Origin of the sequence: Micromonospora alfalfae (assembly GCF_022230925.1) — a bacterium.
GTDB lineage: Bacteria > Actinomycetota > Actinomycetes > Mycobacteriales > Micromonosporaceae > Micromonospora > Micromonospora alfalfae.
In genome coordinates, this window is the sequence record NZ_JAKKFH010000045.1 from 228,286 (window position 1) to 251,034 (window position 22,749).

Genomic DNA, 22,749 nt, shown 5'->3' on the forward strand with positions numbered 1-22,749 from the left:
CGTCGATGGATGTCGAACCCGATCGTCGTCGGACCGTACGACGAAACGACCGGTCGCCGCGACGACGCAGAGGCATGTCGGGCATCCGGGCAGCGGGAGGTTGACCACGACCGGTCCCTAGACTGCTGCGGTGACCGGAGAGCGACCACCCCTGGCCGACCGGCCGCTCACCGAGCCGCACCCGTCCCGGCTGCCGTCCGAACACCCCGACCGGGCCCGGATCCTCGCCGCGCACACCGCCGCGTTGGCCGCCGGTGAGGCCGGTTACCTCGACCCGGCGAGCGGGCTGTTCGTGCTCAGCGCCAATTTCCTGGCCCGCCGTGGAACGTGCTGCGGGCGCGGCTGCCGGCACTGTCCGTACGTGGACGATCCACCCTCGGAACAGGCGTAAACGGGGACTTCCGTGCGACACCGACACCCCGTACGGTGTCCGACGGACACTTGGCGGGCACCTTCCGCCGTCGGTCGGCGAGAGGGTGGAGTGTGCGCGGGCGGATCGTGGTCGCCGGGCTGGCCGGGCTGCTGGTGAGTGGCTGCGCCGACGAGGCGGAACCGGCGGCGGTGCCGCCGCCGGTGCCGATAGCTGTTGACGTGGCGGCTGCCTCCTCGGGCGGCGCCTGCCGCCTGCTGGACTTCGCGGTGATCGAGCAGACGGTGAAGGTCCGCTTCGACGTGGCGGCGGCCAGTGAACAGGGCGACACCCACACCTGTGTGGTCCGGGCCGCAGGTGCCACATTGCCGGAGTTGACGCTCACCGTGACCGAGACCACGATCGACAAAGCCAGCTTCGGCGCGGACGTGGTGCCGGACAAGGCGGCGAAGGTCACCGGGCTGGGTCAGCAGGCGTACAAGCGGACCACCGCCGCGGCGAGCGGGCACGGCCCGGTCGCCGAGGTGGGCTGGCTGGCCGGCGACGGACGGCTGGCCACTGTGAGTTGGACCACGGCCCGCGGCAGTGCGCGTTCGGCTGTGGAGAAGCTGACCGGCGACCTGACCGCGTTGGCCAAAAAGGTGGACACCCGGGCGTTGTGACGCCCGGGTGCCCGGTTGGTCAGTTGGCGGCGACGAAGACCCGGGAAGCGACCTCGCGGGGCAGCCGCACCCGGTCACCGGAGCGGTCGATCGACACCCCGTCGCGCTCCTGGGCCACTGTCACTGTGGCACCCGGGTCGACACCCGCGGCGTGGAGTTGGCGCAGCACGTCGGCGTCCTTCTGCACGCTCTCGCAGATGCGGCGCACCACTACCGACCCGGAGAGGCCGGGGAAGGCCAGGTTGCGCTCGCCCTCGGCGGCCTCGGTGGTCTCCGCCGCCGGCGAACCCAGCTCCTGAAGCCCGGGGATCGGGTTGCCGTACGGGGAACGGGTCGGCCGGTTGAGCAGGTCGTAGACCCGCTTCTCCACTGCGTCGCTCATCACGTGCTCCCAGCGGCAGGCCTCCTCGTGGGCCTCCTCGTAGGGCATTCCGATGACGTTGACCAGCAGCAGCTCGGCGAGGCGGTGCTTGCGCATCACGGACACGGCGCTGCCGCGACCCAGGGCGGTGAGCGTCAGGTGCCGGTCTCCCTCGACTGTGAGCAGGCCGTCGCGCTCCATCCGGGCGACGGTCTGACTCACGGTGGGGCCACTCTGCTGCAGCCTCTCGGCGATCCGGGCACGCAGCGGTGGCACCCCCTCTTCTTCCAATTCGAGGATGGTGCGCAGGTACATTTCGGTCGTATCGACCAGGTCGTGAGACTTCATAAGGTCAGCGGCCCTCCGGTGCACGATGTTACCTCGGAGAACGGCTGGTGACCTTCGCCGAACCGCGTGCCCTCCACGCGAATGGTGTTGGATGGTCGCCATGTCCGGTACCCAGGAGCCGTTGGTCGAGGTCGATCGGCTCGTCGCCGAACTCGACCAGGTCGATCCGCCCACCCTGCTCGACGTCCGCTGGCGGCTCGTCGGCCCGCCCGGGCGCGACGACTACCTCGCCGGCCACCTGCCCGGGGCGGTCTTCGTCGACCTGGACACCGCGCTCTGTGGGGCGCCGGGCGCCGGCGGCCGGCACCCGTTGCCCGACCCGGCCACGTTGCAGGCCGCGCTGCGAGCCGCCGGCGTCCGCGCCGGTCACCCAGTGGTGGTGTACGACGGCGGCGACGGCATGGCCGCCGCACGGGCCTGGTGGACGCTGCGCTGGGCGGGTCACCGGCCGGTACGCCTGCTGCACGGCGGCTACCCGGCCTGGGTGGCCGCCGGCCGGCCCGTCTCCACCGACGCGCCCGCCCCACCCCCCGGTGACGTCGTGGTGCGCCCCGGTGATCTCCCGGTGCTCGACGCCGGGCAGGCCGCCGCGCTGGCCGCCGCGGACGACGCCGCGTTGCTCGACGTACGGGCGGCGCCGCGCTACCGGGGCGAGGTCGAGCCGATCGACCCGGTCGCCGGGCACGTGCCGGGAGCGGCGAACCTGCCCGCCGGGGAGTACGTCGGGCCGGACGGCCGTTTCCTGGCCGCCGACGTGCTGAGGGAGCGGTTCGCCGCCGCCGGGGTGACCGAGGGGCGGGCCGTCGGGGCGTACTGCGGCTCGGGGGTGACCGCCGCCCAGGCGGTGCTCGCGCTGCACCTGGCCGGCCGCACGGACGCCGCGCTCTACGTTGGATCGTGGAGCAACTGGGTCGCGGACCCGGCCCGACCGGTCGCCTCCGGGCCGATACCTGGCCGCTGACCAGCGCGTGCGGTGGGCCGGCGCCGATCCTCGTGCGACGATGGGCTCATGTCCGACGACACTGTTGTGGTGTGGGACGAGTCGCTGCTCGCCTACGACATGGGTGACCATCCACTCGACCCGGTCCGGGTGGAGCTGACCATCGCGCTCGCCCGCGAGCTGGGCATCCTCAATCGGCCAGGGGTGCGGGTGATCAAGCCGGAGCCCGCCGACGATGCCCTACTCACCCGGGTGCACGCGCCGGCCTACCTCGCCGCGGTGCGCAACGCGCCGCGCGACCCGCTCTTCGCCGGGTACGGGCTGGGCACCTCCGACAACCCGGTCTTCGAGGGGATGCACGAGTCCAGCGCGCTGATCGCCGGCGCGACGGTGGCCGCCGCCGAGGCGGTCTGGCGCGGCGACGCCCGGCGGGCGGTGAACGTGGCCGGTGGGCTGCACCATGCGATGTCCGCCCGAGCCTCCGGCTTCTGCGTCTACAACGACCCCGCGGTGGCCATCGCCCGCCTGCTCGACCTCGGCGCGGAGCGGGTGGCGTACGTGGACGTCGACGTGCACCACGGCGACGGTGTGCAGGACATCTTCTGGAACGACCCTCGGGTGCTGACGGTCAGCCTGCACGAGACCCCGCTGGCCCTCTTCCCGGGCACGGGTTTCCCGGACGAGACGGGTGGGCCGGGTGCGCAGGGCACCGCCGTCAACATGCCGTTGCCGCCCGGCGTCGACGACAGCGGCTGGCAGCGCGCGTTCCACGCGATAGTGCCGTCGGTGCTGCGCGCGTTCCGGCCGCAGGTGCTGGTCAGCCAGTGCGGCGCGGACGGGCACCGGCTGGATCCGCTCGCCGACCTGAACCTGACAGTGGACGGGCAGCGGGCCACCTACCTGGCGATGCGGGCGCTCGCCGACGAGTTGTGCGACGGCCGGTGGGTGGCCACCGGTGGCGGCGGGTACGCGCTCGTCGAGGTGGTGCCCCGGGCCTGGAGTCACCTGCTGGCCGTGGCCACCGGTGACCCGATCGACCCGGCCACGCTCACCCCACCCGCGTGGCGGGACCTGGTCGCCTCCCGACGTCTGGGCCGGGAGGTGCCGCTGCGGATGACCGACGACGCCGACCCGTCGTACGAGCCGTGGCAGCCGACCGGCGAGCCGAACGCGGTGGACCGGGCGATCGCGGCCACCCGCAAGACGGTCTTCCCGCTGCTCGGGCTCGACCCGCACGATCCACGGGACTGAGCCGGGCCGGGGGAGGGCGTACCGGTGCCGACAGTGGACCATCCGGTCGACGTGCTGCTCAGTGATGGCAGCACGGTCCAGTTGCGCCCGATCGACCCGGCCGATGCGCCGGGCATCGTGGCGATGCACAGCCGGTTCTCCGAGCGCACCCGCTACCTGCGGTACTTCTCGCCGTACCCGCGCATCCCGGAGCGGGATCTGATCCGTTTCGTCACAGTGGACCACCACGACCGGGAGGCGTTCGTGGTGCTGGCCGCCGACCGGATCGTCGCGGTCGGCCGGTACGAGCGGCTCGGCCCGCAGGCCCCCGAGGCGGAGGTGGCCTTCGTGGTGGAGGACGCCTACCAGGGGCGGGGCATCGGCTCGGTGCTGATGGAACACCTGGCCGACGCGGCCCGCCGCAACGACATCATGAGCTTCGTCGCGGAGGTGCTGCCGGCCAACGGGACGATGCTGCGGGTCTTCGCCGACTTCGGCTACCAGGTCCAGCGCGAGTACGCCGACGGCGTGGTCCACCTGAGTTTCCCCATCGCGCCCACCGAGGCCAGCCTGGAGGTGCAGCGCGGCCGGGAGCACCGCACCGAGGCCCGCTCGATCGCCCGGCTTCTCGCTCCGCGCGGCATAGTCGTCTACGGTGCCAGCGCCACCGGCCAGGGCGTCGGCGCGGCGGTGCTCGGGCACCTGCGCGACGGCGGGTTCACCGGTGCGGTGGTGCCTGTGCATCCGAGCGCGTCGACAGTGGCGGGTCTCCCCGCGTACCCGTCGGCGGTTGATGCCGGAACGCCTGTGGACCTGGCGGTGGTGGCGGTCCCACCGGAGGCGGCGACCGCCGTGGTCGCCGACGCGGCCGCCGCGGGGGTGCACGGCCTGGTGGTCATCTCGGCCGGCTTCGCCGAGGCCGGCGGCGAGGGCGCGGCCACCCAGCGGGCACTGGTCCGCGCGGCGCACGCGGCCGGGATGCGGGTCGTCGGCCCGAACTGCCTCGGCGTGGCCAACACCGACCCGACGGTACGCCTCAACGCCACCCTCGCCCCGGCGTTGCCGCCGGCCGGCCGGGTCGGCATCTTCAGTCAGTCCGGTGCGTTCGGGGTGGCGCTGCTCGCCGAGGCGGACCGGCGGGGCCTCGGGCTGTCCAGCTTCGTCTCGGCCGGCAACCGGGCCGACGTCTCCGGCAACGACCTCCTGCAGTACTGGCAGGACGACCCCGCCACCGACGTGATCATGCTCTACCTGGAGACCTTCGGGAACCCGCGCAAGTTCGCCCGGTTGGCCCGGCGGATCGGCCGCGCCAAACCGGTCGTCGCGCTCGCCTCGCCGGCCCGCCCGCCAGGGGTCGGTGACGCCGCCGGGCCGGACGAGGTGGCGGTGGCGGCGCTCTTCGCCCAGTCCGGGGTGATTCGGGTGGACACCGTGCCGGAGCTGCTCGACGTGGGTGTGCTGTTGGCCAACCAGCCGTTGCCGGCCGGCGGCCGGGTCGGTGTGGTCGGCAACTCCTCGGCCCTCACCGGGCTCGCCGCGACGGCCTGCGTCGGGCACGGCCTGAGCGTGGCCGACGGTTATCCCCGCGACGTCGGGCCGAGCGCCGGTGCCGCCACGTTCGCCGCCGCGCTCGCCGAGACGGCCGCTGACGAACGGGTGGACGCCCTGGTGGTGGTGTTCGCGCCGCCGCTACCCGGCCAGCTGACCGCTGTGGACGCCGACGTGACCGCCGCACTGCCGTCCGCCCTCGCGCTGGGCAAGCCGACAGTGGCGACGTTCCTGGTAGGCCGGCTGCCACCGGGGGTGCCGGCGTACGGCGGCGTGGAGGAGGCGGTCCGCGCGCTCGCCCGGGCGCACCGGTACGCCGAGTGGCTTCGCCGCCCACCCGGGGTGGCACCGGAGCTGCCCGACCTCGATCGGGCTGCCGCGCAGGCCGCGCTCCGGGCCGACGGCACCGACCCGGGCGCGCTGCTGGCCGCGTACGGCATCGACGTGGTGGCCTCGGTGTCCGTCGACTCGGTCGACGCTGCTGTCGACGCGGCGGCGCGGCTGGGCTTCCCGGTTGCGCTCAAGGCGGCCGCTCCCGGGCTGCGGCACCGACTCGACCTCGGCGCGGTCCGACTGGACCTGCCCGACGAGCCGACTCTCCGCCGGGCGTACGCCGACCTCGCGGCGACCTTCGGCGCGGAGGCGCTGGTTCAGCCGATGGTCCCGCCCGGCGTGGCCTGCGTGGTGGAGGTGGTGGAAGACCCCGCGTTCGGGCCGGTGGTCGGCTTCGGCCTGGGCGGGGTCGCCACCGAGCTGCTCGGCGACCGAGCTTGGCGGGCGGTGCCGCTGACCGACCGGGACGCGGCCGAGCTGGTCGACGAGCCCCGGGCGGCGCCGTTGCTGCGCGGGCACCGGGGGGCCGCGCCGGTCGACCGGGCGGCCCTTGCCGATCTGCTGCTACGGGTGGGTCAGCTCGCCGACGAACAGCCCCGGGTGCGCTCGCTGACCCTCAACCCGGTGCTCGCCCGCCCCGATGGCATCTCGATCCTGCACGCACAGGTAGGGGTGGGTGGCGTGGCCGCCCGCCCGGACACCGGCCCCCGCCGTCTGTGAGCGGGCCCGGTCAGGCGCGGCTGGAGATCTGCTGGACGCCCCAGGTGTTGCCGTCCGGGTCGGCGAAGAAGACGAAGCCGACGTTGTCCAGTGGATCCGGCACCGGCCGGGGGTTCCGACCCACCACCTGGATCTCGCTGACCTCCACGCCGCGCCCGACCAGTTCCTCGTGGGCCCGCTTCAGGTCGGGCACCACCAGTTGCAGCCCCTTGAGTGAGCCTGGCGGCATCTCCGGGACGACGCCCTTGCCAATCACGATCGAACAGCCCGAGCCGGGCGGCGTCAGCTGGACGATGCGCGCGTCGTCACTGATCACCGTGTCGTGGTCCACAGTGAAGCCGAGCTGGTCGGCGTAGAACTTCTTCGCCCGGTCCACGTCGGAGACCGGCACGATCACCACTTCCAGCGTCCAGTTCATCGTCGCTCTCCTTCGTGGTTCAGCGGACGGTGTCCCAGTCAAGCACCCCGACAGCACGGAAGGCCCCGGCGAACCGCCGGGGCCTTCCGTGGGAACCGGATGCGTCAGCAGGCGTACGCCTCCAGGCGCTGAGCCCGCTCCGGGGCGCGCAGCTTCAGCAGCGTCACCTTCTCGATCTGCCGGATCCGCTCCCGGGACAGGCCGAACTCCCGGCCGACCTCGTCCAGGGTGCGCTGGCGGCCGTCGTCCAGGCCGAACCGGAGGCGGATGACCGCCTGCTCCCGCTGGGACAGGGTGGAGAGCACGATGCTGACCTCGTTGCGCAGCTCGCCCTGGGCGGCGGCGTCGCCCGAGTCGATACGCGGGTCCACCGAGGCCACGAAGTCGCCGAGCGCGCTCTCACCGTCGTCGCCGACGGCCTGGTCCAGGCTGACCGGCTCCCGGTCGTAGGAGATCAGCTCGATGACCTGGATCTCCGGGATCTCCAGTGCGCGGGCCACCTCGGCGACCGTCGGTTCGCGGCCCAGCGTCACCGCCAGTTCGCGGCGGGCCCGGACCATCCGGTTGACCTGCTCGACCATGTGCACGGGGATGCGGATGGTGCGGGCCTGGTCGGCCATGGCGCGGGTGATGGCCTGTCGGATCCACCAGGTGGCGTACGTGGAGAACTTGTAGCCCTTGGCGTAGTCGAACTTCTCCACGGCCCGGATCAGACCGAGGTTGCCCTCCTGGATCAGGTCGAGAAACGCCATGCCACGGCCGGTGTAGCGCTTGGCGATGCTGACCACTAGCCGCAGGTTCGCCTCCAACAGGTGGTCCTTGGCCGCCCGACCCTGGGCGACGATCAGCTCCAGGTCGGCTCGCAGCTCCGCGGAGACCGGGGTGCAGGTGGCAAGCTTCTCGTCGGCGAACAGGCCCGCCTCGATGCGCCGGGCCAGGTCTACCTCCTGCGCGGCGGTCAGCAGCTTCGTCCGGCCGATCCCGTTGAGGTAGGCCCGGACCAGGTCGGTGGAGATGCCGCGCTCGTCGGTGGCGTCCAGGTCGACGAGGGCTTCGGGGGCCCCGTCGGTGTCGGTCGTGGTGGCCGGGCGCGTCCGGTGTTCCGTCATCTGAAGGACCATCTCTGTCTCTCCCCGTTTCCACGTCGGTGCCGTGTTCCCGGCCCAGTGGTGCCGGTGTGACAACAGCTTGGCGGGCGGCGCGTAAAACGGGAGTGAGGCGATCGGGCACCCGACAGGAATCGCGTCGGATCGCTGGTGCGGTGTGTCGTCCGAGTGTGTGGTTGCCCGCCCCGGCTACGTTGCGGACGGCCGGCCATCTCTGGTCGGCCGGAAACGACAGTTGGAGGACGGTGTGGTCTTCAAGCGGCTCATGAAGGCGATGGGCGTCGGTGGTCCGTCGGTGGAGACGGTGCTGGCCAACGCGAACTGCCGTCCGGGCGGCCAGCTGGAGGGCCGGATCCAGGTGCTGGGCGGCGATCACCAGGTCGACATCGACCACGTCACCCTCGGCCTGGTCACCCGGGTCGAGGTGGAGACCGGCGACAACGACTACGACACCACCCAGGAGTTCCACCGCCAACAGGTCACCGGCTCGTTCCGGCTGGAGCCCGGGCAGCGCTACGACCTCCCGTTCCGCTTCGAGGTGCCGTGGGAGACACCGGTCACCGAGCTGTACGGGCAGCACCTGCACGGGATGACGATGGGCCTGCGTACCGAGCTGGAGGTCGCCCGCGCCGTCGACAAGGGAGACCTGGACGCCGTGTCGGTGCACCCGCTGCCGGCGCAGGAGCGACTGCTGGACGCGCTGCTGCGGTTGGGCTTCCGGTTCGCCCGCGCCGATGTGGAACGTGGCCACATCTACGGCGTACGCCAGACGTTGCCGTTCTACCAGGAGATCGAGTTCAGTCCGGCACCGCAGTACGCCCGCTCGATCAACCAGTTGGAGGTCACCTTCATCGCCGACGCGCAGCAGATGCAGGTGGTGTTGGAGGTCGACAAGCGCGGCGGTGTCTTCACCGAGGGTCGGGACGCCTTCGGTCGATTCACTGTCGACCACGCCACGGCCGACCGCACCGACTGGACCGCCGAACTGGACAACTGGCTCCGCCAGTCCCTGACCCGCCGAGGCCTCTTCTCCTAACCCCACCCCCCACCCCCACCCTCTTCGTCCGTTGATCATGAAGTTGTTGCCAGGACACGCCGAGGCGGCGGGCAATAACTTCATGATCAACAGGGGCGGTGGGGGGGTGGGGGTGGGGTTAGAGGTCTAGGAGGAGGGTTTGGGGGCCAACGTTTGTGCTCTCGACCAACATGTGGGTGCGGAAGCGACCGGTCTCCACCTTCGCTCCTCGTTCCCGTAGGGCGTCGACCACAGCTGTCACCAGTGGCTCGGCGACCTCGGCGGGGGCGGCGGCGGTCCAGCTCGGTCGGCGGCCCTTGCGGACGTCGCCGTAGAGGGTGAACTGGCTGACCACCAGGATCGGCGCGCCGGCGTCGGCGGCGGACCGCTCACCGTCCAGGATCCGTACCTCGTGCACCTTGCGAGCCATCGTCTGAGCGGTCTCCGCGGTGTCGGTGTGGGTCACCCCGAGCAGCACCAGCAGGCCGTTCCCGATGGCACCGACCACCTCGCCGTCCACAGTCACGCTGGCCCGCCCGACGGTCTGCACCACAGCCCGCATCAGGCACTCACCGGCTCGATGAAGCCGCGCTCCACCAGGTGCGCCACGATCGGGCCGGCGGCCTCGGCCATCTCGTCGGGCTCGACGTCGTGCGCGGCGGCGAGCAGGGCGAGCTGGTCACGTAGCGGCAGCCGGCCATCGGCGCCACCGACCAGCGCCAGTACCAGCGGATCGATCTCCTCGGTCCAACGCAGGCCGTGCGGCATCGCGATGACCTGCCGGTCCACCCCCCAGCCCTCGTCGCCCATGGTGGCCTCCTGTCGCAGCTGGAGGCCCTCGGCGGCCCGGTAGCGCTCGGCGAGTAACGCCTCGGTGTCGCGTACCCGGAGAAAGTCCTGGCGGTCGAACCAGGCGGCGACGTGGTCGCCCAGCGGTGGCTGCACCCGCTGGCGTAGATCCTCCACCCGCACCACCGGGTCGGCGTGCCCGCCCCGACGCAGTGACACGATGCCGAAGCCGATGCCCTCCACCTTGTGCGCGTCGAACCAGTCCAGCCAGGCGGCCATCCGCTGCGGGTCGGCGGTCTCACCGACGTCGGTGAGCCACAGGTCGACGTACGCCATCGGGTCGGCCACCTCGCGCTGGATCACCCAGGCGTCCAGGCCGGTCCCGGCGAACCAGCCGGCCACCCGCTCGTCCCACTCCTCGCCTGCGACGTGCACCCAGTTCGCCAGGTACTGCATGGTGCCGCCCTCGGTGAGCAGGTCCGGGGCGGCGGCGGCCAGTTCGGCGCCGATCGCGTCACCGACCCGGCCGGAGTCGCGGTACACGTGCGTGGTCGTGCCGGGTCCGACCACGAACGGTGGGTTGCTCACCACCAGGTCGAACCGCCGACCGGCCACCGGGGCGACCAGGTCGCCGCGGAGCAGTTCCCAGTCCTGACCGTTGAGGGCGGCGGTGGTCGCGGCGAAGCGCAGCGCCCGCTCGGAGAGATCGGTGGCGGTCACGGACCGGGCGTGGGTGCCCAGGTGCAGGGCCTGGATGCCGGAACCGGTGCCCAGGTCCAGTGCGGTGTCGACCGGCCGGCGCATGGTCGCGCCGATCAGGGTGTGGGTCGCCCCGCCGACGCCAAGGACGTGCTCGGCGTGCAACGGGCGACCCGGGCGGGCGCTGGCCGGCACGTCGGCGAGCACCCACCAGTCCTCGCCGTACGGCTCCAGGTCGATGCCGGCACGCAGGCCGTCGCCGTACCGCTCGACCAGCCCGCCCGCGAGGGCCTCGGCCAGGCTCAGCGGCGTCAGCGCAGCGGTCACCGCCGCCTCCGACTCGGTCTGGGCGCAGATGAACAGCCGGATCAGGGTGCCGAGCGGGTCGCCCTCCTCGGTGGCGCGCAGCGCGGCCCGGTAGTCGTTGCGGGCGACCGCCGCGGTCGCCTGGGCGCCCAGCCGCTCGGCGATGCCGTGGCTGGTGAATCCGGTCCGGGTCAGTGCGCTGCGCAGCGCGTCGACGCCGGCGGGGGAGAGCAGCATGTCGTGTTCGTCCACCCCGACATCCTGCCTCCCGTCGCGTCCCGGGTCAGGGTCACCCGCCGGATGGTGTCGGAGCGTCGGTGTCCGCCCCGATCGGAGCGCCGGGCAGGATGGTCCGCATGACGCTCGTTCTGCCCATCGACCCAGAGGCCAACCGGTTGCTGGAGCGCAACCCGTTGGCCCTGCTCCTCGGCATGGTTCTTGATCAACAAGTGCCGATGGAGAAGGCGTTCTCGTCGCCGTACGTGCTGCAGCAGCGGCTCGGCCACGACCTGGACGCGGCGGAGCTGGCCGGGTACGACCCGGAGGCCCTGCTCGCGCTCTTCGCCCAGCCGCCCGCACTGCACCGGTTCCCGAAGGCGATGGCGGCCCGGGTGCAGGAGGTCTGCCAGGTGCTGGTGGAGCGCTACCACGGTGAAGCGGCGCTGCTCTGGGCCGAGGTCGCCGACGGGCCGGAGCTGCTGCGCCGGGTCGCCGCGCTGCCTGGGTTCGGCAAGCAGAAGGCGCAGATCTTCGTGGCTCTGCTCGGCAAGCGGTTCGGGGTGACCCCGCAGGACTGGCGGAAGGCGGCCGGGGACTACGGCGACCCGGGCGCGTACCGGTCGGTGGCCGACGTCACCGACGCCGATTCGCTGCGTCGGGTGCGGGAGTTCAAGCAGCAGATGAAGGCGGCGGCAAAGGCGAAGACGACCGGCGGCTGAGCTGTCTGCTCAGGCGGCGGTGGGGTGCGCCAGCGAGGCCAGCGCGCGCCGGACGTCGGCCAGCGAGACGGTTGCCGAGTCGTCCAGGTCGGCCAGGCCGGCCTCGATCCACTGGCGCATCAGCGTGGTGACCCCGATGCCCCGGGCGTCGGCGGCGGCGCGGACCCGCTCGTAGGTGTCCAGTGGCAGCCGCACCGAGCGGCTCACCATCGGCACGTCGCTGTCGGGGGTGGGCAGCTCCGCCGCCGGGCTCTCGTCGATCAGCTCGGCGATTCGTTCGCCGCCGCCGTGGAACTGCTTGGTCGCGTCGTTACGGTGCATCGTCACGGCCTCCTCATCGGCGGTCTCTCCGCACGGCCTCGTCGTAGCGCTTGGACTCGACGTCGCTCAGCTCGCGGGCGGAGAGGATGTCCCAGTCGTTGTCGGTGCCATCGGCCTCGGCGAGCAGCACCGCCAGCCGGCGGCCCCGACGGGCGGCGGCGTAGACCACCATCACGTCGTCACCCAGATGACGGATGACCCGTCGGGCGCTGTGCAGCGCCTCCCAGACTTCCCCGGGTGTGACGTCGTAGACCCTCAGGTTGGCCAACGCCTCGTCGGTGAAGCTGAACCTGCTGCCCACATCGCGGAGCGTACCACGGGCGTAACACGCGACGGGATGGGTCGAAGTTCGCTGATCACGGACCTGCGGTGACAGGATGAGGCGTAACCCCCTCGAGGAGGTCCATGGTGAAGCGTCAGGCGTACCAGCCGATTCTGATCACCGACGCCTCGCGCAGCCAGGACGATCAGCTCAACAGTCGCCAGCGCCGCTATGTCCTGATGATGGGCATCCGGGTGCTGTGCATCATCGTCGGCGCGATCCTGGTCGGTGCGAACGCCCCACTGCTCTGGCTCTGGCTGCCGCTGTGCGGCCTCGGCATGGTGCTCATCCCCTGGCTGGCCGTGCTGCTGGCCAACGACCGGCCGCCGAAGGAAGAGCACCGGCTGGCCAACCGGTTCCACCCCCGCCAACAGGACGACACCCCGCCGATGAGCCTCACCGCCGAGGAACGCCCACACAAGGTCATCGACGTCGAACCCTGACCCGCGAACGGGCCAGGGTTCGAGCGGTCAGGGCAGCGCTACGACTGTGGCCGCGCGTCGGCCGCTACGACTGTGGCCGCGCGCCCGCCGTGGAGACGGCCAGCGCGCCCAGGTCGGTGGCCCGGCTCAGCGCCGCGGTCGGGGTGGCACCGGCGAGCCACGCGGTGAGCAGACCGGCCGCGAAGGCGTCGCCCGCGCCCGTGACGTCCACCACCGCCACCCGCCGCGCCTCGGCCACACAGACCGGCGTGGTGCGGTCCACCCAGACCGCGCCGGCCGCGCCGCGCTTCACCACCACCCGCCGAGCCGTCGCCGACAGCGCCCGCCCCTGCGCCGCCGGGTCCAGCCCGCCGGCCAGCACCGTGGCCTCGTCCGCGTTGACCAGGAGCAGGTCGATGTCGCGTACCCAACTCAGGAACGCCGCCGCGCCGACCCGCCGCAACGGCGCCGCGGAGGCCGCGTCGACGCTGATGGTGAGCCCGCGCTGGCGGGCGGCAGCCAACGCCCGCAGCCCCGCGCCGCGCGACTCCGCGTCCAACAGGGTGTACGCGGACAGGTGCAGATGCCCAGCGCCGGACGCCGCCGCGAGGGCCTGCTCGACGTGCGCGGCGCTCAGCCGCAGGTTCGCGCCCCGCTGGCTGACCATGGTGCGCTCGTCGTCGGCGGCCAACACGATGACAGTGCCGGTCGGGGCGCCCTCGATTTGCTCGATGGCGCAGTCGACGCCGGCCCGTTCCAGCTCGGCGACCCGGTCCCGCCCGGCGTCGTCGTCACCGACGGCCCCGACGAGCGTGACGTCCACCCGCTGCGCCGCGATCCAGGCGGCGGTGTTGGCCGCCTGACCGCCGCCGCCGAGACTGATCGCGGCCCCGGTGTCCGAGCCGGCCGCGAGCGGCCCGGACAACACGGCGACCACGTCGGTGATCACGTCCCCGACGACGACCACGCGGGCCGGTCGGGTCATGCCGGGACGGCGGTGCCGCGGGCCACCGAGGCGACCGCGATCCGCGCCGCCAGGTCGGCGTTGCGCAGGATGATCCGCACGTTCACCGCCAGGCTCGCGCCCTCGGTGGAGGAGTGGAAGTGCGCGAGCAGGTAAGGGGTGACGGCCTTTCCGGTGATCCCGTCCCGCTCCAGCAGGGCCAGGCCCTCGGTGAGAGTCCGGTCGTGCAGCTCCGGGTCGAGCTGCTCGTCGACCGGCAGCGGGTTGGCGATCAGCAGCCCTCCGGTGTGCACGGCGTGCTCGTCCCGGGCGGCAAGCACGGCGGCGACCTGCTCCGGTGAGTCCACCGACCAGTCCAGATCGAAGCCGGCATCGGTCAGGTAGAAGCCGGGGAACCGGCGGGTGCGGTAACCGACCACAGCGACCCCGAGGGTCTCCAGGCGCTCCAACGTCGCGCCCACGTCGAGGATCGACTTGACCCCGGCGCAGACCACCGCGATCGGGGTCTGCGCCAGGGTGACCAGGTCCGCCGACTCGTCGAAGGTGTGCTCGGCCTCCCGGTGCACCCCGCCCAGCCCGCCGGTGGCGAACACGCCGATGCCGGCGGCGGCGGCCACCGCGCTTGTCGCGGCCACGGTGGTAGCGCCGTCCGCGCCGGTCGCGGCGGCGACCGCGAGGTCGCGGACGGAGAGCTTTGTCACGCCGTCGACAGTGGCCAGCCTGGTCAGCTGCGCGTCGTCCAGGCCGACCACCAGCTCACCGGCGATCATGCCGATCGTCGCCGGAACGGCCCCGGCGTCCCGAACCGTCCGCTCGATCTCCCTGGCCACGCGTAGGTTCTCCGGCCGGGGCAGACCGTGCGAGACGATGGTGCTCTCCAGGGCGACGACGGGCCGGCCGTCGCGCTGGGCTTCGGCCACCTCGGTGCCGTAGCTGATGCGAAAGTCAGTCACACGGGCACCGTACGGGGTGGGGCCTCGGCCGGCCTCAAGTGGACCCGGCCATGATGACCTGCCAAACTTGTCGGTCGGAGGTGCAGACGTGAGCACAGAGGTTCTCGAGCGTCCGGAGCTGAAGGACGCCGACACCGGTCCCGAGATGTTCCACTACGTCCGCAAGGAGAAGATCGCCGAGAGCGCCGTCATGGGCACTTTCGTCGTCGCTCTCTGCGGCGAGACCTTCCCGGTCACCAAGGCGGCCAAGCCGGGTTCGCCGGTCTGCCCCAAGTGCAAGGAGATCTACGACTCGTACCGTGAGTGAACCTCGGCCGGTGCTCCGGCCGGCGACGTAGCCTGCGGCGGTGACCACCTCCACCGCCCTGCTCCTCGCCGACCTGAGCGGGGTGGCGGTGTTCGCCGCCTCCGGGGCGTCGGCGGCGGTGGCCAAGCGACTGGACCTGTTCGGTGTCGCGTTCGTCGGCTTCGTGGCCGCCCTCGGCGGTGGGATCTTCCGGGACCTGGTCATCGACGAGGTGCCGCCGCTGGCCTTCGCCGACTGGCGGTACGCGGCCACTGCCGCGATCACCGCGCTCGCCGTCTTCTGGCTGCACCCGCAACTGGCCCGACTGCGCACCACGGTGCTGGTGCTGGACGCGGCCGGTCTGGCACTGTTCACCGTCACCGGCACGCTCAAGGCGCTCGACGCCCGGGTACCGGCGGTAGGGGCCTGCCTGATCGGCATGCTCACCGCGATCGGCGGCGGGCTCGGCCGCGACCTGCTCACCGCCGAGATCCCGGTCGTGCTGCGCCGGGAGATCTACGCGCTGGCCGCACTGGCCGGTTCGGTCCTGGTGGTTCTGCTGTACGTCACCAGGCAGACCGGGCCCCTGCCGCTCACCGCCGCCGCCGTCCTGGTCTTCGGACTACGCCTGATCGCGCTGCGTCGACGCTGGTCCGCGCCGGTGGCCACGCTGCGCCCGCCGCGTGCCAACGGGTCGGATCCACGCACCGACCGGGAGTGGTGAGACGGTCGGGCCGCTGTTCGATTGGGTGCGGGATTGTGACCAGCGTGGCGTCGCCTGGGCCCGACGGCCCGTGCTGGTTATGCTGAGCCGGCCTTCGCGGCAGCTTCTGCGCGGAGGCGTTTTCATGGGCGGCGGATCCTCGTGGCCCTCGCCCGGGGTCCGCCATCGTGCGGTCGGAGAGGAGCTTCGCGTGGCAGCCCGGACGCCGGTGCTCGAGACGTTCCCGGCGCTGCGCGCCTGGCAGCGCAAGGCGCTGGTGGAATACCTGCGTCGCCGCAGCGACGACTTCACAGCGGTCGCCACGCCCGGTGCCGGCAAGACCACCTTCGCCCTGCGGATCGCGGCCGAACTGCTCGGTGACGGCACCGTGGAGGCGGTCACCGTGGTCGCCCCGACCGAGCACCTGAAGAACCAGTGGGCAGACGCCGCGGCCCGGGTCGGCATCCAGCTCGACGCCGCCTTCCGCAACGCCGACCTGCACTCCGCGGCCGACTTCCACGGCGCGGTGGTCACCTACGCGCAGGTGGGGATGGCCCCGCAGGTGCACCGGCGACGCACCATGACCCGACGCACCCTGGTCATCCTCGACGAGATCCACCACGCCGGCGACTCCCGGTCCTGGGGCGACGGGGTGAAGAACGCCTTCGAACCCGCCGTACGCCGACTGATGCTCACCGGGACACCGTTCCGCTCCGACGACAACCCGATCCCGTTCGTCAGCTACGAGCGGGGCGGGGACGGGCTGCTGCGCTCCCGCGCCGACTCCGTGTACGGCTACTCCGACGCGCTGCGCGACGGCGTGGTCCGGCCGGTGCTCTTCCTGGCGTACTCCGGGGAGACCCGCTGGCGTACCAACGCGGGGGAGGAACTGGCGGCCCGGCTGGGTGAGCCGATGACCCAGGACCTGGTCGCCCAGGCGTGGCGTACCGCCCTGGACCCGGCCGGCGACTGGATGCCGCAGGTGCTGCGCGCCGCCGACGCCCGACTCACAGTGCTGCGCAACGCGGGCATGGCCGACGCCGGTGGTCTGATCATCGCCACCGACCAGCAGACCGCCCGCTCGTACGCCAAGCTGATCGAGCAGGTGACCGGCGAGAAGGCCGCCGTGGTGCTCTCCGACGACCAGGGCGCGTCCGCCCGGATCGCGACGTTCGCGGATTCCGACCAGCGGTGGTTGGTGGCGGTGCGGATGGTGTCCGAGGGGGTCGACATCCCGCGACTGGCAGTCGGGGTCTACGCCACCAGCGCCAGCACGCCGCTCTACTTCGCCCAGGCGATCGGCCGGTTCGTGCGGGCCCGCCGGCCCGGGGAGACCGCCTCGGTGTTCCTGCCCAGCGTGCCGCACCTGCTCGGGTTGGCCAGCGAGATGGAGACCGAGCGCGACCACGTACTCGGTAAACCCAAGGAAGCCGACGGTTTCGACGACGACCTGCTGGAACGCGCGCAGCGCGACGACCAGGCCAGCGGGGAGTTGGAGAAGCGGTTCGCGGCGCTCTCCGCCACCGCCGAGCTGGACCAGGTGATCTTCGACGGCGCGTCGTTCGGCACCGCGGCCCAGGCCGGCACCCCCGAAGAAGAGGAATATCTCGGCCTGCCCGGTCTGCTCACCGCCGACCAGGTTTCGCTGCTGCTGACCAAGCGGCAGGCCGCACAGCTCGCCGCCCAACGCCGCCGTACGGCCGACGGGGCCGCTCAGCCGGCCGCTGCGGCCACAGCAGCGCCACCCGCACCCATGAGCGCCGCTCAGCGTCGCGTGGCGCTCCGACGCCAACTGAACGCTCTGGTGGCCGCCCGACACCATCGGACAGGCCAGCCGCACGGCAAGATCCATGCCGAGTTGCGCCGGCTCTGCGGCGGACCGCCGAGCGCCCAGGCCACCATCGAGCAGCTTGAGGAACGCATCGCCACCGTGCAGACCCTCTAGACCGGTTCCGGGGCCGTGGCGGACTGCGCCGTGTCGGCCGTGTCGCCTTTGGGCCGTGACCGGGGCCGCGTGGTACCTGCGGCGTGGCGTGCTCCCGTGGTGGTCGGTGTCCCTGCGAGCGTGTGGGTCGGTGTCAGCGCTTGCGCCGTGATCCACTCGGCTTCCTTGACGCCGCGGTGTTCGAGCGAGGTGGACAGCGCGACTTCCATGAACCCGAGTGGATCAACGGGGGCCTGGGCGGTGCTGCGGTTTGCCTGCCCGGAACGGCGATGGATGCCCCTGTGCGGGGCGTCCCGATCCCAAGATCGCGCACCATCCTGGTTCTAGTGGTGTCGGTGAGTCGGGGAGGCCACTACATCCTGCTTCGAGCGTGACCTTGACGGTCGGTGGCGCCCAGACCTCGCTCCCGGCCTGCCGGAGGGCGGTGTGGTCGTCAAGACCGCGCAGGAACAGGGATGGTGCTGTCTCCGGCGTGGCGGAGGCAGCACCATCAGGGAAGTTGCTCGGATCTTGGCGCGGGGTGCGGGGTGCGGGGCGCTCGGACAGAAAAAAGTTGACCGGAGGCACCCTCGGGGTGCCTCCGGTCAGCTATGTCGGTTTGCGGATTTAGTTCGCCATCAGGTCGGCGCCACGCCAGCTGAAATCGGGCTCCGTCGCGAACCGCTCGGTGATCTTCACGAGATCCTCCGCGTACTTGTTCGCGTGGTGCCCGCAGAACACCAACTCGCTCCCACCCGCCAGAGTGATCCGGAGCTTCCCGGCAGCATTGCAGCGGTCGCACCGTTCATCGGCGGCTGGGGGAGCCGCCGTCACGGGCGGCGGCGTGAGGGTCGGGGTCATCGCCTTCCTCCTCTGGTCGTCACCGATGAACAATCTCTTCGGTCGTTGCTCACCTATCGTGCAACACCCTTACTAGGCACTGCCTTCCCTGTGTGCCCGCGGGGGACCGAGGTCACACCTGGAAGGGACAGTGTGCCGTGCACCCAGGGTGCCACGTCAACGATCACATTCGTGCATCCGGACGATCACCATCTGGTGTTGCACACCAGGTGGTCAAAACGACACGTTCGGTTGACGAAACCCGCTCAGTCCAGGTAATCCCGGAGGACCTGCGACCGGGACGGGTGACGCAGCTTCGACATCGTCTTGGACTCGATCTGCCGGATCCGCTCCCGGGTCACCCCGTAGACCTGGCCGATCTCGTCGAGCGTCCGCGGCTGGCCGTCGGTCAGGCCGAAACGCAGCCGTACCACACCCGCCTCACGCTCGGAGAGCGTCTGCAGCACCTGCTGGAGCTGGTCCTGCAGGAGCGAGAACGAGACCGCGTCGACCGCGACCACGGCCTCGGAGTCCTCGATGAAGTCGCCGAGCTGGCTGTCGCCCTCGTCGCCGATGGTCTGGTCCAGTGAGATGGGCTCCCGAGCGTACTGCTGGATCTCCAGCACCTTCTCGGGTGTGATGTCCATCTCCTTGGCCAGCTCTTCGGGAGTGGGCTCGCGGCCCAGGTCCTGGAGCAGCTCACGCTGTATGCGGCCAAGCTTGTTGATGACCTCGACCATGTGCACCGGGATGCGGATGGTGCGGGCCTGGTCGGCCATGGCGCGGGTGATGGCCTGTCGGATCCACCAGGTGGCGTACGTGGAGAACTTGTAGCCCTTGGTGTAGTCGAACTTCTCCACGGCCCGGATCAGACCGAGGTTGCCCTCCTGGATGAGGTCGAGGAAGGCCATGCCACGGCCGGTGTAGCGCTTGGCCAGCGACACCACCAGTCGGAGGTTCGCCTCCAGGAGGTGGTTCTTGGCCCGCTCGCCGTCGCGGGAGATCCAGCCCAGGTCCCGGACCATCTCCCGGACGAGCTTCTCCTCGCCCTCGTCGGCAGCCCGCAGTCGCTCGGCGGCGTAGAGCCCGGCCTCGATCCGCTTGGCCAGCTCCACCTCCTGCTCGGCGTTGAGCAGCGGAACCTTGCCGATCTGCTTCAGGTACGCGCGGACGGAGTCGGCGGAGGCGGTCAGCTCGGCGTCGCGTCGCGCCTGCTTGAGGGCCTCGGACTCCTCGTCGTCCCACTCGAAGTCGTTGTCGGTCGCCGAGGCGGCGGCGTCGGTCTCGGCGGCCTGGGCCAGCTCAGCCGGCTCCTCGACCACCACGTCCTCGATCGCGGCGGCCAGCTCCTCCGGATCGATCTCACCCTCGGCGCCCTCGCCCTTGGCCTTGCCGCCAGCCTTGGTCGGCTTGGCTCCGGCAGCCGCTGCCACCGTCGCCTTGGTGGCTCGGGTCGACTTGGTCGCCTTCGTCGGCGTCGCAGCCTCCGCGCCGGTCGCCTTGCGAGCGGCCACCTTGCGCGGGGCCGACGTCGCCGGGGCGTCGTCGCCGGCGGGCGCCTGCTTCGGGGCCGGCGCGGCGGCCTTCTTGGTGGTCTTGGCGGTGGTGGCCCGGGACGCTGGCGTGGTCGAGCGGGCCGCGGCGACGCGGCGGCGGGTGCTCGCCGAGCCGTCCACCACGACGGTCACTCCCGCCTCGGAGAGCGCCCGCAGGATCTTCTTGGCCTGGGCCGGAGTCACCTCGGCGGACTCGACGGTGCGCGCGAGCTGAGCCGACGTGAGCTGACCACCGGCGCTCTGGGCGTGGGCGATCAGGGTGTCGGTGAGCGAGCGAACGTCGGCGCCGGGCTGGCGGGGTTCTGTCACGAATGACCTTCCGGAGGCGAAGAGCGGGCACGGCGGGTTCGTCCAGCGCAGCGAGGGTTACCGTGCCGGGCGATGTGGTTGAGGGACCCTCGTGTCACGGTCCGGCCGGTGGTCGGCGGTCCGTGCCGCGTGGGCAGGGGTGAATTGTAACGCCGTCTGCGGCGATCATCCTGCTCCGCACCGCGTACCGCCGGTGGGGACCGTCGGTGGGGCGGAGATATGGGCTTCGCGGTAATGATAGCCGCGCTGCCGGCGAAGGGCTTCCGTCATCGAGGCCGGTGGCGCGCAGATCGTGTCCGAACTGCCGTTTGAGCAGGCGGTACGAGGTCAACGTGGCGGTTGGGAGAGTGCGCGTGTGGATCACCGAGGTCGCTGTTCGTCCGGCTGGTGGCGTCCCCACCAGGTCGCGGTTGGGCAACGGTTGTGAGCCGAGCATGGACGGGGCGGTAAGCATTTAAGCGACATTACCAACCTAAAGGGGCATATTGCCGGAGGTCGGCCGCTCAAGCTGCGAGGGCGGTGCGGGTGCGCCCACCTCGCAGCGGATCCCAGGTGCCGAAGATCCTGGTCTGGTGCCGTCGTACGGCGTCGGGAACGATGATCTTCGGAAGTCGGGTCGGTAGTTTCACCCACCCACATGCGCCCGGAGTGCGGAAAGAGGCGAATCATGACCAACTCGGCCACGACCCCGTCGGAGCTGCTGACCATCGCGGTGAAGGTGGCTCGGGACGCGGCGGACACCGCGTACCGGATGCGCGCCGAGGGGGTCGTCGTCGCCGCCACCAAGAGCACCGTCACCGACGTGGTCACCGCCGCCGACCGGGCGGTCGAACGGCAGATCCTCGACGCGTTGGCCGCGCTGCGCCCTGACGACTCGGTGCTGGGCGAGGAGTACGGCGAGGGAGCTTCCGGGGCGACTCGCAGCGGTGTGCGCTGGATCGTCGACCCGATCGACGGCACTGTGAACTACCTGTACGGACTGCCGTACTCCGCGGTCTCGCTGGCCGCCGAGGTGGACGGGGTGGTGGTCGCCGGAGTGGTGCGCAACGTGAGCACCGGCGAGGAATGGACCGCCACAGCCGGCGGTGGCGCCTGGCGCGACGGTGTCCGGCTGGGGTGCTCCGGCGAGGTCGATCTCGGGCAGGCGCTGGTCGGCACCGGCTTCGGCTACGACGCCGGCCGTCGGGCGCACCAGGCGCAGGTGGTGGCCGGTCTGATCGCGCACGTACGCGACATCCGCCGGCTCGGGGCCGCGGCGCTGGATCTCTGCCTGGTCGCCGAGGGGCGGCTCGACGCGTACTTCGAGAAGGGTCTTGCGGCCTGGGACCTGGCGGCCGGCGGGCTGGTGGCCGCCGAGGCGGGGGCTCGGGTCGCCGGCCTGGCCGGACGGCCGCCAGGGCCGGACCTGGTGGTCGCGGCCCCGCCCGCGCTCTTCGCGCCGCTGCACGACCGGTTGGCCGCGCTGGACGCCTCCGGCGGTCCCTGACCGGCGGACCGGGTCGGCCGGCTGTGAGTGGCCGGCTCCGGCCTTCCGCCGGCCGACTCCGGCCTTCCGCCGGCCGACTCCGGCCTTCCGCCGGCCGGCTCCGGCCTTCCGGCGGCTGGCTCCGGCCTCCCGGCGGTCAGCTCTGGCCGGCGGGCCAGACCTGGCGGGCCAGACCTGGCGGGCCAGGTCGGCGGGTCGGGGCTGGCGGGCCAGGTCGGCGGGTCAGAGCCGGTGAGCCAGGTAGCGGGCCAGGTCGGTGCTGGGCGCCGACCTGGCGCGGCGGTGGGCCGGTTACGCCGTCACTTGGCGGGTGGGGACGGGCACGAGCCCTTGGGAGCCTCCGGCGGACCCGAGTCGCCGAGCGACTGGTTGACCTCGGTGGTGGTGGCGAGCTGCTGGAAGCCGTTGCCCAGCACCACGTCCACGGTGTCGTCGGCGCGCTTCGGGTCGTAGCCCGGCACGGCGTTGTTGAGGAAGTACGCCTGGAGCAGGTGCGCGGAACCGACGCCCTTCGGGCCGTACCGCAGCACCGCGACGCTGTTGACCTTCTTCTCGTTCCCGGTCTTCTTGACCTGGAACTGTCGATTGCTGAACTCGTCGGCGACGGTGTGGGCGAGACCGGGCTGATCCGTGGCGTTGAACACGTTGATCTTGACGTCCTTGCGCTCGCGCAGGGTCAGATCCGCCAGAGGCCAGCCCTCGGGGCAACCCGCTGCGGTGCCCACGTTGCCCTGGCTGTCGCGGACCACGGCCACGACGACGAAGACCAGGGCGATGACCGCCAGCAGGCCGACGACGACGAGTGCTCGCACGCGCGCAAAACTCATCAGGGCACTCCCCGGACCTCAGTGGGTGGTGGCGGCCGGGAACGATCGCTCAG

General features: G+C 71.8%; 25 protein-coding genes. 12 read left to right on the top strand and 13 right to left on the bottom strand.

The window, feature by feature from the left end; genetic code table 11:
• Nucleotides 1-130: 130 nt before the first annotated feature.
• A complete protein-coding gene (locus MED01_RS30015; protein WP_238671834.1) occupies nucleotides 131-391 on the top strand; it encodes a DUF5522 domain-containing protein in 261 nt (86 codons plus the stop codon).
• Nucleotides 392-483: 92 nt separating this feature from the next.
• Nucleotides 484-1,032, top strand: a complete 549-nt coding sequence (locus tag MED01_RS30020) for a hypothetical protein (RefSeq protein ID WP_238671835.1) — start codon at nucleotides 484-486, stop codon at nucleotides 1,030-1,032.
• Between the two features lie 19 nt (nucleotides 1,033-1,051).
• Here the strand turns inward: MED01_RS30020 and MED01_RS30025 are convergent, their stop codons facing one another.
• The gene (locus tag MED01_RS30025) at nucleotides 1,052-1,741 is read right to left on the bottom strand and encodes an iron-dependent transcriptional repressor DtxR (RefSeq protein ID WP_091400569.1); all 690 of its coding nucleotides are present in this window, start codon (nucleotides 1,739-1,741) and stop codon (nucleotides 1,052-1,054) included.
• Between the two features lie 100 nt (nucleotides 1,742-1,841).
• Between MED01_RS30025 and MED01_RS30030 the strand changes: the two genes are divergently transcribed.
• From MED01_RS30030 to MED01_RS30040, 3 genes are read left to right on the top strand one after another with little or no spacing between them, the layout of a single operon-like run.
• Nucleotides 1,842-2,702 (top strand): sulfurtransferase, encoded by an 861-nt coding sequence (locus tag MED01_RS30030; RefSeq protein WP_238671836.1) that lies wholly within the window; start codon nucleotides 1,842-1,844, stop codon nucleotides 2,700-2,702.
• Between the two features lie 48 nt (nucleotides 2,703-2,750).
• A complete protein-coding gene (locus tag MED01_RS30035; protein WP_238671837.1) occupies nucleotides 2,751-3,932 on the top strand; it encodes an acetoin utilization protein AcuC in 1,182 nt (393 codons plus the stop codon).
• Nucleotides 3,933-3,956: 24 nt separating this feature from the next.
• Entirely contained in the window at nucleotides 3,957-6,512 is a 2,556-nt protein-coding gene (locus tag MED01_RS30040) for a bifunctional acetate--CoA ligase family protein/GNAT family N-acetyltransferase (protein WP_238671838.1), read from the top strand.
• 10 nt (nucleotides 6,513-6,522) lie between these two features.
• On the opposite strand, the gene MED01_RS30045 is transcribed toward MED01_RS30040, so the two are convergent.
• Both MED01_RS30045 and sigB read right to left on the bottom strand, forming a co-directional pair.
• The gene (locus tag MED01_RS30045) at nucleotides 6,523-6,930 is read right to left on the bottom strand and encodes a VOC family protein (RefSeq protein WP_238671839.1); all 408 of its coding nucleotides are present in this window, start codon (nucleotides 6,928-6,930) and stop codon (nucleotides 6,523-6,525) included.
• 104 nt (nucleotides 6,931-7,034) lie between these two features.
• Nucleotides 7,035-8,051 (bottom strand): RNA polymerase sigma factor SigB, encoded by a 1,017-nt coding sequence (sigB, locus tag MED01_RS30050; RefSeq protein ID WP_372493752.1) that lies wholly within the window; start codon nucleotides 8,049-8,051, stop codon nucleotides 7,035-7,037.
• A gap of 232 nt (nucleotides 8,052-8,283) precedes the next feature.
• Between sigB and MED01_RS30055 the strand changes: the two genes are divergently transcribed.
• A complete protein-coding gene (locus tag MED01_RS30055) occupies nucleotides 8,284-9,072 on the top strand; it encodes a sporulation protein (protein ID WP_238671975.1) in 789 nt (262 codons plus the stop codon).
• 118 nt (nucleotides 9,073-9,190) lie between these two features.
• Here MED01_RS30055 and dtd read toward each other — a convergent pair whose 3' ends face one another.
• Nucleotides 9,191-9,613: a D-aminoacyl-tRNA deacylase gene (gene dtd, locus MED01_RS30060; RefSeq protein ID WP_238671841.1), complete on the bottom strand. Its 423-nt coding sequence runs from the start codon at nucleotides 9,611-9,613 to the stop codon at nucleotides 9,191-9,193.
• Nucleotides 9,613-11,097, bottom strand: coding sequence for a DUF7782 domain-containing protein (locus MED01_RS30065; protein WP_238671842.1), 1,485 nt, complete (start codon nucleotides 11,095-11,097; stop codon nucleotides 9,613-9,615). The genes dtd and MED01_RS30065 overlap by 1 nt, the downstream gene beginning before the upstream one ends.
• A 95-nt stretch (nucleotides 11,098-11,192) precedes the next feature.
• Here MED01_RS30065 and MED01_RS30070 point away from each other — a divergent pair, with 95 nt between their 5' ends.
• Nucleotides 11,193-11,783 carry an HhH-GPD-type base excision DNA repair protein gene (locus tag MED01_RS30070; protein ID WP_238671976.1) on the top strand — a complete coding sequence of 197 codons (591 nt, stop codon included), beginning with the start codon at nucleotides 11,193-11,195 and terminating at the stop codon, nucleotides 11,781-11,783.
• A 9-nt stretch (nucleotides 11,784-11,792) separates the two neighbouring features.
• Here the strand turns inward: MED01_RS30070 and MED01_RS30075 are convergent, their stop codons facing one another.
• Together MED01_RS30075 and MED01_RS30080 are read right to left on the bottom strand one after the other, a co-directional pair.
• Complete coding sequence (locus tag MED01_RS30075; protein ID WP_124858894.1) at nucleotides 11,793-12,104, bottom strand: YlcI/YnfO family protein; 312 nt, start codon at nucleotides 12,102-12,104, stop codon at nucleotides 11,793-11,795.
• Between the two features lie 13 nt (nucleotides 12,105-12,117).
• The gene (locus MED01_RS30080) at nucleotides 12,118-12,405 is read right to left on the bottom strand and encodes a hypothetical protein (protein ID WP_124771959.1); all 288 of its coding nucleotides are present in this window, start codon (nucleotides 12,403-12,405) and stop codon (nucleotides 12,118-12,120) included.
• Nucleotides 12,406-12,509: 104 nt separating this feature from the next.
• On the opposite strand from MED01_RS30080, the gene MED01_RS30085 reads away from it, so the two are divergent.
• The gene (locus MED01_RS30085) at nucleotides 12,510-12,869 is read left to right on the top strand and encodes a DUF3099 domain-containing protein (protein WP_030337423.1); all 360 of its coding nucleotides are present in this window, start codon (nucleotides 12,510-12,512) and stop codon (nucleotides 12,867-12,869) included.
• Nucleotides 12,870-12,933: 64 nt separating this feature from the next.
• Here the strand turns inward: MED01_RS30085 and MED01_RS30090 are convergent, their stop codons facing one another.
• Both MED01_RS30090 and MED01_RS30095 read right to left on the bottom strand, forming a co-directional pair.
• On the bottom strand, nucleotides 12,934-13,833 hold the full coding sequence (locus MED01_RS30090; RefSeq protein ID WP_238671843.1) for a carbohydrate kinase family protein: 900 nt from the start codon (nucleotides 13,831-13,833) through the stop codon (nucleotides 12,934-12,936).
• Nucleotides 13,830-14,765 (bottom strand): pseudouridine-5'-phosphate glycosidase, encoded by a 936-nt coding sequence (locus MED01_RS30095; RefSeq protein ID WP_238671844.1) that lies wholly within the window; start codon nucleotides 14,763-14,765, stop codon nucleotides 13,830-13,832. The genes MED01_RS30090 and MED01_RS30095 overlap by 4 nt, the downstream gene beginning before the upstream one ends.
• 88 nt (nucleotides 14,766-14,853) lie before the next feature.
• On the opposite strand from MED01_RS30095, the gene MED01_RS30100 reads away from it, so the two are divergent.
• From MED01_RS30100 to MED01_RS30110, 3 genes are all read left to right on the top strand, one after another.
• The gene (locus tag MED01_RS30100; protein ID WP_007456912.1) at nucleotides 14,854-15,072 is read left to right on the top strand and encodes a DUF3039 domain-containing protein; all 219 of its coding nucleotides are present in this window, start codon (nucleotides 14,854-14,856) and stop codon (nucleotides 15,070-15,072) included.
• 40 nt (nucleotides 15,073-15,112) lie between these two features.
• Nucleotides 15,113-15,775: a trimeric intracellular cation channel family protein gene (locus MED01_RS30105; RefSeq protein ID WP_238671845.1), complete on the top strand. Its 663-nt coding sequence runs from the start codon at nucleotides 15,113-15,115 to the stop codon at nucleotides 15,773-15,775.
• Between the two features lie 190 nt (nucleotides 15,776-15,965).
• Nucleotides 15,966-17,699, top strand: a complete 1,734-nt coding sequence (locus MED01_RS30110) for a DEAD/DEAH box helicase (protein WP_238671846.1) — start codon at nucleotides 15,966-15,968, stop codon at nucleotides 17,697-17,699.
• Between the two features lie 606 nt (nucleotides 17,700-18,305).
• On the opposite strand, the gene MED01_RS30115 is transcribed toward MED01_RS30110, so the two are convergent.
• The 3 genes from MED01_RS30115 to MED01_RS35910 all read right to left on the bottom strand — a co-directional run bounded on the left by MED01_RS30115 (nucleotide 18,306) and on the right by MED01_RS35910 (nucleotide 21,012).
• The gene (locus MED01_RS30115) at nucleotides 18,306-18,539 is read right to left on the bottom strand and encodes a DUF7455 domain-containing protein (protein WP_091402071.1); all 234 of its coding nucleotides are present in this window, start codon (nucleotides 18,537-18,539) and stop codon (nucleotides 18,306-18,308) included.
• A 245-nt stretch (nucleotides 18,540-18,784) separates the two neighbouring features.
• Nucleotides 18,785-20,383 carry an RNA polymerase sigma factor gene (locus MED01_RS30120; protein WP_238671847.1) on the bottom strand — a complete coding sequence of 533 codons (1,599 nt, stop codon included), beginning with the start codon at nucleotides 20,381-20,383 and terminating at the stop codon, nucleotides 18,785-18,787.
• Between the two features lie 503 nt (nucleotides 20,384-20,886).
• Nucleotides 20,887-21,012, bottom strand: coding sequence for a hypothetical protein (locus MED01_RS35910; protein WP_274526447.1), 126 nt, complete (start codon nucleotides 21,010-21,012; stop codon nucleotides 20,887-20,889).
• A 38-nt stretch (nucleotides 21,013-21,050) separates the two neighbouring features.
• Between MED01_RS35910 and MED01_RS30125 the strand changes: the two genes are divergently transcribed.
• The gene (locus tag MED01_RS30125; RefSeq protein ID WP_238671848.1) at nucleotides 21,051-21,869 is read left to right on the top strand and encodes an inositol monophosphatase family protein; all 819 of its coding nucleotides are present in this window, start codon (nucleotides 21,051-21,053) and stop codon (nucleotides 21,867-21,869) included.
• Nucleotides 21,870-22,168: 299 nt separating this feature from the next.
• Here MED01_RS30125 and MED01_RS30130 read toward each other — a convergent pair whose 3' ends face one another.
• Nucleotides 22,169-22,681, bottom strand: a complete 513-nt coding sequence (locus MED01_RS30130; RefSeq protein ID WP_238671977.1) for a LytR C-terminal domain-containing protein — start codon at nucleotides 22,679-22,681, stop codon at nucleotides 22,169-22,171.
• Nucleotides 22,682-22,749: the final 68 nt, after the last annotated feature.

Coding starts and splice junctions, on each gene's coding strand:
- MED01_RS30085 (WP_030337423.1), top strand. CDS start 12,510: ATGGTGAAGCGTCAGGCGTACCAGCCGATTCTGATCACCGACGCCTCG.
- MED01_RS30090 (WP_238671843.1), bottom strand. CDS start 13,833: ATGACCCGACCGGCCCGCGTGGTCGTCGTCGGGGACGTGATCACCGAC.
- MED01_RS30075 (WP_124858894.1), bottom strand. CDS start 12,104: ATGCACCGTAACGACGCGACCAAGCAGTTCCACGGCGGCGGCGAACGA.
- MED01_RS30030 (WP_238671836.1), top strand. CDS start 1,842: ATGTCCGGTACCCAGGAGCCGTTGGTCGAGGTCGATCGGCTCGTCGCC.
- MED01_RS30045 (WP_238671839.1), bottom strand. CDS start 6,930: ATGAACTGGACGCTGGAAGTGGTGATCGTGCCGGTCTCCGACGTGGAC.
- MED01_RS30025 (WP_091400569.1), bottom strand. CDS start 1,741: ATGAAGTCTCACGACCTGGTCGATACGACCGAAATGTACCTGCGCACC.
- MED01_RS30035 (WP_238671837.1), top strand. CDS start 2,751: ATGTCCGACGACACTGTTGTGGTGTGGGACGAGTCGCTGCTCGCCTAC.
- MED01_RS30125 (WP_238671848.1), top strand. CDS start 21,051: ATGACCAACTCGGCCACGACCCCGTCGGAGCTGCTGACCATCGCGGTG.
- sigB (WP_372493752.1), bottom strand. CDS start 8,051: ATGGTCCTTCAGATGACGGAACACCGGACGCGCCCGGCCACCACGACC.
- dtd (WP_238671841.1), bottom strand. CDS start 9,613: ATGCGGGCTGTGGTGCAGACCGTCGGGCGGGCCAGCGTGACTGTGGAC.
- MED01_RS30115 (WP_091402071.1), bottom strand. CDS start 18,539: ATGACCCCGACCCTCACGCCGCCGCCCGTGACGGCGGCTCCCCCAGCC.
- MED01_RS30070 (WP_238671976.1), top strand. CDS start 11,193: ATGGTCCGCATGACGCTCGTTCTGCCCATCGACCCAGAGGCCAACCGG.